This window comes from Agromyces sp. GQ35 (assembly GCF_059758475.1).
In genome coordinates, this window is the sequence record NZ_JCAXEO010000001.1 from 92337 (window position 1) to 105150 (window position 12814).

At 69.6% G+C, this 12814-nt stretch carries 13 protein-coding genes and 1 tRNA gene; 6 read left to right on the top strand and 8 right to left on the bottom strand.

Annotated features, from left to right (window positions below; all coding sequences use genetic code 11):
* Positions 1-84: 84 nt before the first annotated feature.
* The 4 genes from AC6CH0_RS00455 to pstB all read left to right on the top strand — a co-directional run bounded on the left by AC6CH0_RS00455 (position 85) and on the right by pstB (position 4099).
* On the top strand, positions 85-1176 hold the full coding sequence (locus AC6CH0_RS00455; protein WP_498097521.1) for a phosphate ABC transporter substrate-binding protein PstS: 1092 nt from the start codon (positions 85-87) through the stop codon (positions 1174-1176).
* Between the two features lie 91 nt (positions 1177-1267).
* Complete coding sequence (gene pstC, locus AC6CH0_RS00460; protein WP_498097523.1) at positions 1268-2203, top strand: phosphate ABC transporter permease subunit PstC; 936 nt, start codon at positions 1268-1270, stop codon at positions 2201-2203.
* On the top strand, positions 2203-3297 hold the full coding sequence (gene pstA, locus AC6CH0_RS00465; protein WP_498097525.1) for a phosphate ABC transporter permease PstA: 1095 nt from the start codon (positions 2203-2205) through the stop codon (positions 3295-3297). Before pstC ends, pstA begins: the two co-directional genes overlap by 1 nt.
* 22 nt (positions 3298-3319) lie before the next feature.
* Positions 3320-4099: a phosphate ABC transporter ATP-binding protein PstB gene (pstB, locus tag AC6CH0_RS00470; RefSeq protein WP_498097527.1), complete on the top strand. Its 780-nt coding sequence runs from the start codon at positions 3320-3322 to the stop codon at positions 4097-4099.
* A 19-nt stretch (positions 4100-4118) separates the two neighbouring features.
* On the opposite strand, the gene AC6CH0_RS00475 is transcribed toward pstB, so the two are convergent.
* Both AC6CH0_RS00475 and AC6CH0_RS00480 read right to left on the bottom strand, forming a co-directional pair.
* A complete protein-coding gene (locus AC6CH0_RS00475) occupies positions 4119-5006 on the bottom strand; it encodes an aminodeoxychorismate lyase (RefSeq protein ID WP_498097529.1) in 888 nt (295 codons plus the stop codon).
* Between the two features lie 262 nt (positions 5007-5268).
* Positions 5269-5907: a DNA-directed RNA polymerase subunit beta gene (locus AC6CH0_RS00480; RefSeq protein ID WP_498097531.1), complete on the bottom strand. Its 639-nt coding sequence runs from the start codon at positions 5905-5907 to the stop codon at positions 5269-5271.
* Positions 5908-6353: 446 nt separating this feature from the next.
* Between AC6CH0_RS00480 and AC6CH0_RS00485 the strand changes: the two genes are divergently transcribed.
* Positions 6354-6429, top strand: a tRNA-Lys gene (locus AC6CH0_RS00485).
* 21 nt (positions 6430-6450) lie between these two features.
* On the opposite strand, the gene AC6CH0_RS00490 is transcribed toward AC6CH0_RS00485, so the two are convergent.
* Complete coding sequence (locus AC6CH0_RS00490; RefSeq protein WP_498097533.1) at positions 6451-7143, bottom strand: response regulator; 693 nt, start codon at positions 7141-7143, stop codon at positions 6451-6453.
* Positions 7136-8461, bottom strand: coding sequence for a sensor histidine kinase (locus tag AC6CH0_RS00495; protein ID WP_498097535.1), 1326 nt, complete (start codon positions 8459-8461; stop codon positions 7136-7138). The genes AC6CH0_RS00490 and AC6CH0_RS00495 overlap by 8 nt, the downstream gene beginning before the upstream one ends.
* A gap of 147 nt (positions 8462-8608) precedes the next feature.
* Here AC6CH0_RS00495 and AC6CH0_RS00500 point away from each other — a divergent pair, with 147 nt between their 5' ends.
* A complete protein-coding gene (locus tag AC6CH0_RS00500; protein WP_498097537.1) occupies positions 8609-9790 on the top strand; it encodes a hypothetical protein in 1182 nt (393 codons plus the stop codon).
* 64 nt (positions 9791-9854) lie between these two features.
* Here AC6CH0_RS00500 and AC6CH0_RS00505 read toward each other — a convergent pair whose 3' ends face one another.
* The 4 genes from AC6CH0_RS00505 to sigK all read right to left on the bottom strand — a co-directional run bounded on the left by AC6CH0_RS00505 (position 9855) and on the right by sigK (position 12797).
* The gene (locus AC6CH0_RS00505; protein WP_498097539.1) at positions 9855-10037 is read right to left on the bottom strand and encodes a YegP family protein; all 183 of its coding nucleotides are present in this window, start codon (positions 10035-10037) and stop codon (positions 9855-9857) included.
* A gap of 164 nt (positions 10038-10201) precedes the next feature.
* Positions 10202-11242, bottom strand: a complete 1041-nt coding sequence (locus tag AC6CH0_RS00510; protein WP_498097541.1) for an LLM class F420-dependent oxidoreductase — start codon at positions 11240-11242, stop codon at positions 10202-10204.
* 110 nt (positions 11243-11352) lie between these two features.
* Complete coding sequence (locus tag AC6CH0_RS00515) at positions 11353-12204, bottom strand: anti-sigma factor (RefSeq protein WP_498097543.1); 852 nt, start codon at positions 12202-12204, stop codon at positions 11353-11355.
* Positions 12201-12797 (bottom strand): ECF RNA polymerase sigma factor SigK, encoded by a 597-nt coding sequence (sigK, locus tag AC6CH0_RS00520; protein ID WP_498097545.1) that lies wholly within the window; start codon positions 12795-12797, stop codon positions 12201-12203. Before sigK ends, AC6CH0_RS00515 begins: the two co-directional genes overlap by 4 nt.
* Positions 12798-12814 lie beyond the last annotated feature (17 nt).

The window sequence follows — 12814 nt, forward strand, 5'->3', positions numbered from 1 at the left end:
GCTCGTAAGGCGCACTCATTAGCGTCGCATGCGGGTCGGCACCGGCCCACACCCTGCATTCGAAAACCCCGGAAGGGAATTCACGTGAATCTCAAGCGTTTCGGCGTGCCCGCCGTCGTCGCCATCACGGCAACGATCGCACTCAGCTCCTGTGCCGCGAACGAAGGCGGCACCGGCCCCTCGGAGTCGGCATCGACGCTCGCGGGCAACCTCGTCGGCGCGGGCGCCTCCTCGCAGGACGCCGCCCAGCAGTCGTGGATCGCCGGCTTCCAGACCGCGAACCCCGACGTCACCATCGACTACGACCCCTCCGGTTCGGGTGCGGGTCGTGAGACGTTCCTCGAGGGCGCGAGCGACTTCGCCGGCTCCGACCGTGCGTTCAAAGACGACGAGATCGCCGCTGGCGGCTTCAAGAAGTGCGCGCCCGACTCGACCATCGTCGAGCTGCCGCTCTACATCTCGCCGATCGCCGTGATCTTCAACGTCGAGGGCGTCGACTCGCTCGACCTCGACGCGGCGACCATCGCGGGCATCTTCGCCGGCACGATCGCGAACTGGAACGACCCGGCGATCGCCGCGACGAACCCCGACGCGACGCTCCCCGACCTGGCGATCACGCCCGTGCACCGCTCTGACGACTCGGGCACGACCGAGAACTTCACCGAGTACCTCGGCGCCGCAGCCGCCGACGTCTGGACCTGGGAAGCCGACGGCGTGTGGCCGTTCGAGGGCGGCGAAGCCGCCCAGGGCACCTCGGGTGTCGTCGACGCCGTGAGCAACGGCAACGGCACCATCGGCTACGCCGACGCTTCGCGCGCCGGTGACCTCGGTACCGTCGCGGTCAAGGTCGGCGACGAGTTCGTGCCGTACTCGCCCGAGGCCGCTGCCGCCATCGTCGACGCCTCGCCGTTCGCCGAAGGCCGCGCCGAAGGCGACCTCGCCATCGAGATCGACCGCACCTCTGAAGAGGCCGGCGTCTACCCGATCGTGCTCGTGAGCTACCTCATCGCGTGCGGCCAGTACGAGGACCCGGCGAACGTCGAGCTCGTCAAGGGCTACCTCTCCTACATCGCGAGCCCCGAGGGCCAGGACGTCGCCGCGACGGACGCCGGCTCGGCGCCCATCACGGACGCGCTCCGCGAGAAGGTCACTGCTGCGATCGACTCGATCAAGTAGTAGGTTCGTGCCCGACCCCGATCGTTCGCGACGGGGTCGGGCACGATCGCGTCTCCCGAATCCGGCACATGAAACCCGAGGATCGCACCAGATGTCCGTAACGGCCCCGATCAAGGCGAAGCTCCGCGTCGGCGACCTCGTCTTCTCCCGCTCGGCGGTGTTCGCGGGATCCATGATCCTCGTCACCCTCGCTGCGGTGGCCATCTTCCTGATCGTGCAGAGCCTGCCGGCAATGGCAGCCTCCAACGAAGAAGCCTCGATCCTCACGACGAACTTCTGGGCGTACGTCGGTCCGCTCCTCTTCGGCACCGTCTGGGCGGCAGCGCTCGCGCTGCTCGTCGCGCTGCCCGTCTCGATCGGCATCGCGCTCTTCATCTCGCACTACGCACCGCGCCGGCTCGCCTCGGTGCTCGGCTACATCGTCGACCTGCTCGCCGCGGTGCCGTCGGTCGTCTTCGGCCTGTGGGGCATCGGCGTCTTCGCGCCGGCCGTCGTCAGCGCATACGCCTGGCTGAACGAGAACCTCGGCTGGATCCCGCTCTTCAGCGGCACCCCGTCGGCCACCGGCCGCACGATTCTCACCGCGGCACTCGTGCTCGCCGTGATGGTGCTGCCCATCATGACGGCCATCTGTCGCGAGGTCTTCCTGCAGACTCCCGTGCTGCACGAGGAGGCGGCGCTGGCGCTCGGTGCCACCCGTTGGGAGATGATCCGAACCGCGGTGCTGCCGTTCGGACGCCCCGGCATCATCTCGGCAGCGGTACTCGGCCTCGGACGCGCGCTCGGCGAGACGATGGCGGTGGCAATGGTGCTCTCCGCCTCGCCCGTCATCACCTTCCAGCTGATCACCTCGATCAACCCGAACACCACCGCCGCGAACATCGCGCTGAGCTTCCCCGAGGCATACGGCCTCAACGTCAATGTGCTGATCGCGACGGGCCTGATCCTCTTCATCGTGACCTTCGCGGTCAACGCGCTCGCGCGCTGGATCGTCAGCCGCCGCAAGGAATTCTCGGGAGCGAACTGATGACCATCCAGACCACGCGGCCCCCCGAGGCCGCCGCGCCGATCGCCAATTCGCTCACCGCCGGCCGACTTCCGAAGTCCGCGCCGTGGACGATCCTCATCGCCGCCGTCGCCGTCGCGGCCGCCGTCTTCGGCGTCGTCGCCATCGGCTCCGGTGCCGGCTTCAACTGGGGCGGGGCACTGCTCGTCGGCGCACTGCTCTACATTCCCTCGATCTGGCTGTTCTCGACCCTCGTCGAGGGCCGCAGGCGTGCCATGGACCGCCTGGTCACCTCGCTCGTCACCGGCGCCTTCCTGCTCGCGATGATCCCGCTCGTCTCGCTTGCGATCACGGTCGTGAGCCTCGGCGCCGCACGCTTCGACGCAGACTTCTTCTCGATGTCGATGCGCAACGTCACCGGCGAGGGCGGCGGTGCGCTGCACGCGATCGTCGGCACGCTGTTCATCACGGGTGCGGCCGCGGTCATCTCGATCCCGATCGGGCTCATGACCTCGATCTACCTCGTCGAGTACGGCCGGGGCCGGCTCGCACGCGGCATCACCTTCTTCGTCGATGTCATGACCGGCATCCCCTCGATCGTCGCAGGCCTCTTCGCATACTCGCTCTTCGCGATCTTCCTCGGCCCGGGTACCCGCACCGGCATCGCGGGCGCCGTTGCGCTGTCGCTGCTCATGATCCCCGTCGTCGTGCGCTCGAGCGAAGAGATGCTCCGGCTCGTGCCGAACGAACTCCGCGAGGCGGCGTTCGCCCTGGGCGTGCCGAAGTGGCTGACGATCGTCAAGGTCGTGCTGCCCACGTCGATCGCCGGCATCACCACCGGAATCATGCTCTCGATCGCACGCGTCATCGGCGAGACGGCTCCGCTCCTCATCGCCGCGGGATTCACCGCGAGCGTGAACTACAACCTCTTCTCCGACCGCATGCAGTCGTTGCCGGTGTACGTCTACACGCAGTACGCCAACCAGGGCAACCCGCCCGAGGCATTCCTCGACCGGGCGTGGGCCGCCGCACTCACCCTCATCCTCATCGTCATGGCGCTGAACCTCGTCGCGAGGCTCGTCGCCCGATTCTTCGCGCCGAAGCTCGGCCGCTGACCCCCGCAAGCAAAGGAAGCCCGTGTCAAAGCGCATCGAGGTCCGCGACCTCAACGTCTACTACTCGAAGTTCCTCGCCGTCGAGGGCGTCAACCTCGCGATCGAGCCCCGCAGCGTCACGGCGTTCATCGGCCCGTCGGGCTGCGGCAAGTCGACATTCCTCCGCACGCTGAACCGCATGCACGAGGTCATCCCGGGCGCCCGCGTCGAGGGCGAGGTACTCATCGACGGCAACAACCTCTACGACCCCGACGTCGACCCGGTGCTCGTGCGTCGCCAGGTCGGCATGGTGTTCCAGCGGCCCAACCCGTTCCCGACGATGTCGATCAAAGAGAACGTGCTCGCGGGCGTGAAGCTCAACAACTCTCGGATCTCGAAGTCCGACGCCGAAGAACTCGTCGAGAAGTCGCTGCGCGGCGCGAACCTCTGGAACGAGGTCAAGGACCGCCTCGACCGGCCCGGCTCGGGCCTCTCGGGCGGTCAGCAGCAGCGACTCTGCATCGCGCGTGCGATCGCCGTGTCTCCCGAGGTCATCCTCATGGACGAACCGTGCTCGGCGCTCGATCCGATCTCGACGCTCGCGATCGAAGACCTCATCGAGGAGCTCAAGCAGCAGTACACGATCGTCATCGTGACGCACAACATGCAGCAGGCCTCACGGGTCAGCGACAGGACGGCGTTCTTCAACATCGCAGGCACCGGCAAGCCCGGCAACCTCATCGAGTACGACGACACCACGACGATCTTCTCGAACCCGTCGGTGAAGGCGACCGAAGACTACGTCTCTGGCCGCTTCGGGTGACCCCCCGGCTCGCCCCGTCTCAGTCGCGGGGCGAGCGCAGGTAGTCGTTGAACGCCCGCGTCTCGTCGGCGTCGTACGTGAACGTCGCTCCGTCGAGCTTCGTCACCCCGACGGCGAGCCGCACGCTCGAGACGAGCCAGATGGCGTCGGCGGAGCCGAGTTCGGCGACCGGGATGTCGCGGTACTCTGTCGCTCGCCCGGTGGCGGCGAGGTGCTCGAAGAGGCTCTGCTGCGTCGTCCCGTGCAGAATGGCGCCGGACGGCGCCGGCGTTGAGTAGACCTCGCCGTGCCGCAGGATGACACTCGACGTCGGCCCCTCCATGACGTAGCCGTCTGAGGAGACGAAAATCGTGTCGTCGGCGCCACGGCGGTGCGCCTCTCGGAGCGCGGCCATGTTCGTGGCGTAGCTGAGGGTCTTCGCACCGAGCAGCAGCCACGGCGCGCGTGCGGCTGCGTCGTGGGCGTAACCGCGGTCGAGGGTGACCGCGGTGACGCCGCGTTCCCGTACGGCGCTGAAGTCGTTTGCGCGCACCGCGTGCAGCCAGGCCGTCGGCGTCGGCCCGTGTTCGACACCGCGGCTGAGCACGAGCTTCAACGCCCACTCGCCGCGATCGGGCAGGGCCGCGACGGCGCGGTCGATGGCGGCACGCCACTGGGCGAGGTTCGGTTCAGGCAGCTCGCAGATGAGCGCCGAGTTGCGCAGTCGCTCGAGGTGCGGGCCGGTCTCCTGCGCGTGCCCGTCGACGACGGCGAGCGTCTCGAAGACGCCGTCGCCGCGTTGCGTCGACAGTTCGCCGACGCGCAGCGCCGGCGCGGCGGCGTCGACCTCGCGCAGCGTCGCATCGAGATCGACGCCGACGGCATCGGCTGGCACGGGTTCGATGAGCAGGGTCACGGTCGCGGGCATGTACCGATGCTACGCGGATGCCGCGTGGCGCTGCGGCCCGAGACATCCGCTCGCCGTGGCCGATCGACGCGACCACCGGAACCGAGGGACGAAAATGGCCGGCCGCAGAACGCCTCTCGGCGCGAGGCCGCTCGGAGCGGCGAATATTGGAGCCCGGGGTTACTGCGGCCGGCCACGTCAAGTGTAAACGAGGTCTGGTGCCACTTCATTCCCGGCAGCTGTGGATCAGCCGCGCGGTGCCGACCTGTCGAGGGAGACGGGATCAGTCGAGCGAGTCGGCCCGCCAGAGGCGTGCGCACGAGGTGAGTGCTTCGGCGAGCTGGGTGAGGCGGAGTGCGCGCTTCGTGAGTTCTGCCGAGCGCACGGGGTTCGCGGCATCCGTGGCATCGGCATCGTCGGCGAGACTCGTCATGCCGACCGCGGTGACGCGCGCGAACGCGGACGCGCGATCGAGCGCAACGGCGAAGTCGCCGGTGAAGAGACCGTGCAGGATGCGGTCGGCGAGCTCGCGGACCTCATCGGGACCGGCAGGGATGGCTGCGCCGGCGACGACCTGGTCGATCGTGTGCGAGACTTCGGTGCCGCGCTGGAACGCGAGGCTGATGCCGTGCGGATCCTGCCGGATCAGCGTGCGCAGCAGGTAGACGCGCCACAGCGCGCCCGGCAGGCTTCGCGGCGACGCGGGCGCCCAGAGCTCGGCGATCGCGTCGATGCCGTGTTCGTCGGTGTACGTGGTGAGGCGGGCGATGACTTCTGGATCGGGGTTCGCACGCACTCGTGCCAGCAGCGCGGCGGCGGTGTCGTGCGCGACGCGGCTGATCTGCGCCGGATCTTCGGCGCCGAGGTACCCCTCGAACTTGCCGGACGGGAAGCGAGTTGGGCGATGGAAGTCGGAAGGCATCGCCGCACACACTACTCGCCCGAGCCGAGCGTCACCCGGAGAGCTCAGACCGCCGAGCCGAGGTCATTCGACAGAGGTCTCTGCGACTGAACGCGGCTGCGCCAGTTCTCGCCCAAGCGAGCGTAGGCCCCGATGCGCTCAAGGTGCGCGGAGCGGGTCTTCGCGACCTGAGCGGCGACCGCCCGCCGGTGCTTTTCGAGGTTCTCAGAGTACTACCGTCGAGAGCGCGCCCGATTGCACGCCCGACATACGGACTGGTGTCCGTCGGGTGATGCCGATCGCATGTTGAATTTGTCGAGCAGCAGGATGCACCTGCACGTCGAACACGTCTTCATGGATTCCTCTACGCGATCGGCCTCATCCGTCGACTCGAAGAATAGGCGCAACGACCGACACTTCATCCCGACGCACCGATGAGGCCTGCGGGCAGGCTATTCTGGTTCGGCGGGCCTCTAGCTCAGTTGGCAGAGCAGCGGACTTTTAATCCGCGGGTCGTCGGTTCGAGCCCGACGGGGCCCACCATGTACCCACGCACTGCCGCGATCAGCCGGCGAGGCCGTGCTCGTACGCCCAGATCACGACGTGCACGCGGTCGGGAAGCCCGAGCTTTGCGAGGATCGCTGCGATGTGGGTCTTCACGGTGTTGACGCTCATGTAGAGCCGTTCGGCGATCGCGTCGTTGGCGGCGCCCGTCAGCAGTTCATGCAGCACGTCGCGCTCGCGCGCCGTGAGCGGTGCGAGGAGCGACTCGGCGTCGTGCGGCTGTGGTGCACGAGCGACGAAGTCGACGATGCTCGCCGTCGCACGCGGGGCGAGCACCGCGTCGCCCCGATGCACGGCGCGGATCGCCGCGGACAGTTCCTCGCTCGACGCGTCCTTCGTGAGGAAGCCGCTGGCGCCCGCGCGCACCGCAGCGAACACGTACTCGTCGAGGTCGTACGTCGTCAGCACGAGCACCCGCGTACGCGGGTGCTCGAGGAGCAGCCTGCGCGTGGCCTCGATGCCGTCGAGCCGGGGCATCCGGATGTCCATCAGCACGACGTCGAAGCGGTGCGCCCGCGCCAGCGTCAGGAGTTCAGCTCCGTCGGATGCCTCGGCGACGAGTTCGAGGTCGGCATGCGCCTCGATCATGACGGCGACGGCAGACCGGATGAGCTCCTGGTCGTCGGCGACGGCGACACGGATCCGATCGGATGCCACGACCCGTTCGTCGTCGGATCGTGCGGTGTCAGTCATCCTGCCGCTCCGGTTCGGCGGGGTGCGGCTCGAGCGGGAGGACCGCGCGGGTGAGCCATCCGTCGCCGTCATCGCGCGGGCCGCTCTCGAGCCGGCCGCCCGCCTGCTCCACTCGGTCGCGCATGCCGCGGAGACCGCGCCCGCTGCCGGGCAGCCGCCCGGTCGCCGGGGCCGCACCGTCGTCGGAGACGGTCAGCACCAGCGCGTCGTCGGTCCAGTCGAGCCGCACTTCGCTCCGGGTCGGTGGACGCGTGTGCTTCAGCGTGTTCGTGAGCGACTCCTGCGCGGCCCGGTACGCGGTGAGCGCGGTGCCCGGACTGAGAACCCCGGGCGCCCCCGTCGAGGTGACCTCGACGACCCGTTCGGGGCCGGAGGCGCGCTGCGCGAGCTCGTCGAGATCGGCGAGTCCGGGGCTCGGTGCACGAGGTGCAGGCTCGACGAGATGCTCGCTGTTCGACGCCGGCTCGGTGAGCACCGTCAGCAGGCCGCGCATGTCGTTCATGGCGGCACGCCCGGTGGCGACGACCTGCTCGATCGCGACGCGCGCTCGAGGGTCGGCGGTGGGTTCGTCGCGCCGCTGGAGCACGCGCGCCGCCTCCGCCTGGGCGACCATGACCGCGAGGGAATGCGAGATGACGTCGTGCAGCTCCCGACCGATGCGTCGGCGCTCCTCGGCGATCACCTCGCGCTCGCGCTGCGCGATGAGCTCGGCGGCCTGCGCTCGTCCGAACTCCTGCGCGGCGCGCTTGCGGCGCGACTCCCGCCGGTATCGGCCCAGAGCCCACGCGGCACCGATCGACGCGACGAGGAAGCCCGCGAGCGCGATCAGCGGCCCGAGCCCGGGGTTCATGGCGGAAGCCGTCAGAGCGCCGTGTGCGATCGCCACCGCGGTCATCATGCCGGCACCGGCGATGCCGAAGGCGAGCGCGAGCACATCAGCCCACCGGTCGTCGCTCGCGGCCGCGGTGAAGACGAGCACGAGGTAGACGAGACTGCTCGGCAGCAGCACGGCCACGGTCGGGGCACCCGGCAGGCTCGCGGCGGTGAGCGCCAGCATGACGACGGATGCCGCGATGAGCGTGCCGCGCGGCCACCGGCGACGCAGCGCCACCGTGAGGTGCAGCACCACGTAGAGGGCGATGATGACGACCGCCCAGGCGAGGCCCTGCGGCGCACGGACGGCACGCACGAGTTCGACGATCGTGAGCGGGAGCAGCGCCGCCGCACCGGCCGCCGCCCACGCCCAGTCCGCGAGCGTCGGCGCTGGCGAAGCGGTGGCGCGCGTCGACATCGTCTCCGTCGCTGAGCGCTCTGGCATGGCATCCATTCTGCGCACCACGCTACCGGCGCCGCGGATGTCTCGTCTCACCCGTTCGAGTGAGGCGGTGGTTCGCGGGCGCTGCCACGATCGACCCGTGAACGGGACACCCCGCTTCCACCGCACCGCACCGAGGAGACCTCGAGCATGACCGACACCCAACGAACCCCAGCCACCGCGACCGGCTCCGCCCCGCCATCGGCTCCAACGCGCACGCCGCGAGCGCTGGCGCTGCTCGCGCTCGTCGGCTCAGCCGGAATCGCCGGCCTCGGACTGGTGTGGCTGTTCGCGCCTGCTCTGAACCCGTTCGGCACCGACATGCTGAGCCTCGCCAGCGCACTGCTCGGCGCGACACCGGTCGCCGTGATCGCCGTCGCCGCCGGAGGAGCCGGGGTGTTGCTCACGCTCGTGGGGTTCTCGCGAGGCGCGACGACCGGTCACCCGCGACCACAACCGCGCGGGATCGGCATCGGGGCCGCGGCGATCGCTGCGGTGCTCGGGTTCGCACTCGGGAGCATGTCGACGATCACGTACGCGGGGTATCTCTTCGGGGTCGCCTCGGTCGTGGCCGGGGTCGTCACGATCGCGGTGATGCTCGTGCGCGCACCTCGGCTCGGGTTCGCACTGCTCGGCGGGCTCATCGCCCTCGCCGCGGCATCCGTCTGGCTCGCCGGCGTCACCCTCGAGGGCAGCGCCGAGTCCGCCGTGCAGTTCACGAACACCCTCGTGGCCAACCTTCCCGACCTCGGGGTGATCATCGTGTCGGTGACCGCGACCGGGGCCTGGACGGCGCTCGCGATCATCACGATGCGCGACGCACCCGGCGGTCGCCGATTCGAAGGCTGGCTCGTGCGGCACCGTCGAACGCTCACGATCCTCGCGGCGCTCGGCCCGGTGCCCTATGCGATCGCACGCGGGAGCTGGTTGACCCCGTGGCCGTTGTTCGCCCCGAGTGTCTCGGACCTCCCGGCAGCGACGCTCGCCATCGGCATCATGCTCGGATCGGGCGCGGCCGCCGCGATCATCCTGACGCTCGGCCTGATCCTGCCGTGGGGCCGCGTGTTCCCGAAGTGGATGCCCCGCGTCGGCGGCCGCCGGGTTCCGGTGCGCGCAGCTGCGGTGCCCGGTTTCACCGCCGCAACGGTGCTCTGCATCGCCGCGGGTCCGATGCTCGTGACGACAGTCGGAATCCCGACTGGGCCGATCGGCACCCAGCTCGTGGCGCTCGTGCTCCCGCTCTGGTTCTGGGGCCCGATGCTCGCACTCGCCGTCTGGGCATACGTGGCATGGCGGTCGCAGGAATCGATCATCGTCCGCCGAACCCGGTGAACAGGCCGAGCGCGCTGAGCAGGCCGAGCGCAGTGAGCGGGCACCGCCTCGGCGGGAGCTCGAGCTAGTCGACCTGGTCGACGAGGGTCGCGTCGGGGGCGTTGCTGCGCACCGATTCGATGCCGTTCAGCGCGGCGGCCTTCGTCGTGTAGGCCTCGGATGCCGCGATGGTCTGGCCGTTGCCGGCTTTCAGCCGGAACCGGTACTGCCCGCCGGCATCCTCGTAGAGCTCGAACGTTCCCGCCATGGCGGCTCCTCCCCAGGTGTCCCTTGTACCCACGACATCGTGCGTACGGTCTCAACGTAGACCTGCGCGAGGCCGCTGCGCCAGAGGCGGATTCGGAATCGGCGCGAACGTTCACGATCGCGACATCCGCAGGTCGTCTCGGCGGAAGGAGGGCGCGAGGGAACTCAGCCGACGAGCGAACGGAACCCCGACATCAGCGCGACCCGCTCGGCCGAGCTGCGAGCCAACGGCGTGACCGCGAGCGTCGTGACACCCGCCTCGGCGAACGCGGCGATGCGCTCGCCGACGTACGCGGCCGGACCGATGAGCGAGACGGCGCGCACCAGTTCGTCGGGCACCGCCGCGATCGCCTCGTCTTTTCGTCCCGCGAGGTACAGATCTTGGATGAGCGTCGCCTCTGCCTCGAACCCGTAGTTCGAGATGAGCTCGTTGTAGAAGTTCTTGCCGCGGGCCCCCATGCCGCCGATGTAGAGGGCGAGCTGGGGCTTGACGAGCGGCAGGACCTGCTCGGGATGGTCGGTGATCGCCAGCGCCGGGCTCGCGAAGACATCGAGTGCCGCGAGCTCGGCCGAACGCTTCGCCGCACCCGCGGCGAGCGCGTCGCCCCAGACGCCGGCGGCGCGCTCGGGGTGGAAGAACATCGGCAGCCAACCGTCGGCGATCTCGGCGGTCTGCTCAACCGATTTGAGTCCGAGCGACGCGACCGTGATGGGGATGCGCTCGCGCACCGGGTGATTGATGAGCTTCAACGGCTTGCCGAGACCGGTGCCCTCGCCCTCGGGCAGGGGGATGCGGTAGCGACGCCCGTCGTGCACGACGGGCTCACGACGCCAGACCATGCGGCAGATGTCGACGAGCTCACGGGTGCGACCGAGCGGCGCATCGTACGGCACGCCGTGGAAGCCCTCGATGACCTGCGGACCGGATGCCCCGATGCCGAGCTCGAACCGGCCGTCCGAGACGTAGTCGAGGCCGGCCGCGGTCATCGCCGTGAGCGTGGGCGTACGCGTGTAGAGCTGCATGATGCCCGACGCGAGCGTGATCGTCGAGGTTCGCGCGGCGAGGAAGCCGAGCTGGCTCACCGCGTCGAAGGAGTACGCCTCGGGCACCGCGATGAGGTCGACACCGGCCTGCTCGAGCTCGACGACCTCGTCGGCGACCTCGCGGAAGCCGCCGGCGTAGTTCAGGAACATTCCGACGCGCATCCGTCACTCCTCATCGTGTGTGGTGATGGGGCCACTCCGCGGAACGGCCCCGAGCACTCAGACCCTAACCGAGTCGCCGCAGCGTGGCGGCATCCGTTGTCGGTGTTCGACTACGTCGCGATGACGACGATCGGATCCGTCGTCGGTTGCGGCGAACCTCCGGCGGGCTCGACCGTCACGCCCACGGCGACGCCCGGTGCGAAGGAACCGTCGAGCACCCGCCAGGTCTCGTCACCGCGCACATCGAAGGTGCCCGCCGACTGGGCACCGGAATCGTCGATGTACCAGAGCTCGTACGTCTCATCGCCGCCGACATCGGGCAGGCCCTCGACGACGACGCCGGAGCGGCCCTGCTCGGCCGACCAGTAGAGGGTGATGGCTCCCCCGCCGTCGACCTCGTGCGTCACGGTCTGCACGTCGGGTGCCTCGGCGATGGCCGCCATCTCGCGCTGCGCGCCCCACCCGTTCGGACCCGACCAGCCGACGCCGACGATGACGCCGGCGATGAGCACGACGGATGCGGCCGCGGCCGCGATGACGGCGCCCGGGCGCTGGAACCAGCGGCGCCGAGCTGCCAGCTCCGCCGGCCCGGCCTGCGCCGCGGCGTGACGGCCGGGTCGAGCAGGATCGTCCGCAGCGACCTCCGCGATGTGCTGCTCGGGGGCGGGTCGCTGCTGCGGCAGTTCGTCGAGCTGAGCCATGAGCCGGGCCTTCATGGCGGGCGGCGGTGCAACGGGGTCGGTGGCCGCGGCCAGCAACGCTGCGGTCTCCGCGTACTGGTCGAGGTCGTCGCGGAGTTCGGGGTCGGCGTCGAGCGCTCGTTCGAGCGTCTCGCGTTCGTCGGCATCGAGGGCGTCGAGGGCGTACGCAGCGGCGAGGCCGTCGAGTGCCTCGACCGAATCGATCGGCGGCTCTGCGCCTGCCTGCTCGCGATCGTCTCGGGGGTCGTTCGGCCCGGTCACGTCGTCACCCCCAGCGCAGTTCTCAATCGGATCATGCCGTCTCGCAATCGGGTCTTGACAGTGCCGAGCGGCACCTCGAGGCGGTCGGCGATCTCGCTCTGCGTGAGACCGCCGTAATAGGCCAGCGAAACACACTCGCGTTGCAGTTCGCTGAGTCCCCCGAGCGCCGCCTGCACGCGTTCGTGCTCGACCCTGATCTCGACGGTCTCGGCGACCGTGTCGACGGGCACGTCGAGGTCGCGCGCACCGATGCGCAGATCTCGGTCGCGCGACGCCTGGGAGGCACGGATGCGATCGACCGCACGACGGTGGGCGAGCGTGAACATCCACGCGAGCGCGCTGCCTCGCGTCGCATCGAAGCGAGGTGCCGACTGCCAGATCTCGAGATACACGTCTTGCGTCACCTCCTCGGCCTGCGCCGGGTCGACGACGAGTCGTCGAACGAGGCCGAACAGCCGGGCAGCCGTCGCATCGTAGAGCGCACCGAACGCCGCTCGGTCGCCCGCGCCGACTCGCGTGAGGAGTTCCTCAGCGGTCGGACCGGGCACCGGCGCAGTGAGGTCACTGTCGCGGTCGGCCACGCGATCCAGCATGTCAGATCCGGCGCCGA

What these genes read in the sequence shown, in the direction of transcription:
- sigK (WP_498097545.1), bottom strand. Translation starts at nt 12,797, where the DNA reads ATGCTGGATCGCGTGGCCGACCGCGACAGTGACCTCACTGCGCCGGTG.
- AC6CH0_RS00495 (WP_498097535.1), bottom strand. Translation starts at nt 8,461, where the DNA reads ATGCCAGAGCGCTCAGCGACGGAGACGATGTCGACGCGCGCCACCGCT.
- AC6CH0_RS00480 (WP_498097531.1), bottom strand. Translation starts at nt 5,907, where the DNA reads ATGCCTTCCGACTTCCATCGCCCAACTCGCTTCCCGTCCGGCAAGTTC.
- AC6CH0_RS00490 (WP_498097533.1), bottom strand. Translation starts at nt 7,143, where the DNA reads ATGACTGACACCGCACGATCCGACGACGAACGGGTCGTGGCATCCGAT.
- AC6CH0_RS00505 (WP_498097539.1), bottom strand. Translation starts at nt 10,037, where the DNA reads ATGGCGGGAACGTTCGAGCTCTACGAGGATGCCGGCGGGCAGTACCGG.
- pstA (WP_498097525.1), top strand. Translation starts at nt 2,203, where the DNA reads ATGACCATCCAGACCACGCGGCCCCCCGAGGCCGCCGCGCCGATCGCC.
- AC6CH0_RS00500 (WP_498097537.1), top strand. Translation starts at nt 8,609, where the DNA reads ATGACCGACACCCAACGAACCCCAGCCACCGCGACCGGCTCCGCCCCG.
- pstC (WP_498097523.1), top strand. Translation starts at nt 1,268, where the DNA reads ATGTCCGTAACGGCCCCGATCAAGGCGAAGCTCCGCGTCGGCGACCTC.
- AC6CH0_RS00475 (WP_498097529.1), bottom strand. Translation starts at nt 5,006, where the DNA reads ATGCCCGCGACCGTGACCCTGCTCATCGAACCCGTGCCAGCCGATGCC.
- AC6CH0_RS00510 (WP_498097541.1), bottom strand. Translation starts at nt 11,242, where the DNA reads ATGCGCGTCGGAATGTTCCTGAACTACGCCGGCGGCTTCCGCGAGGTC.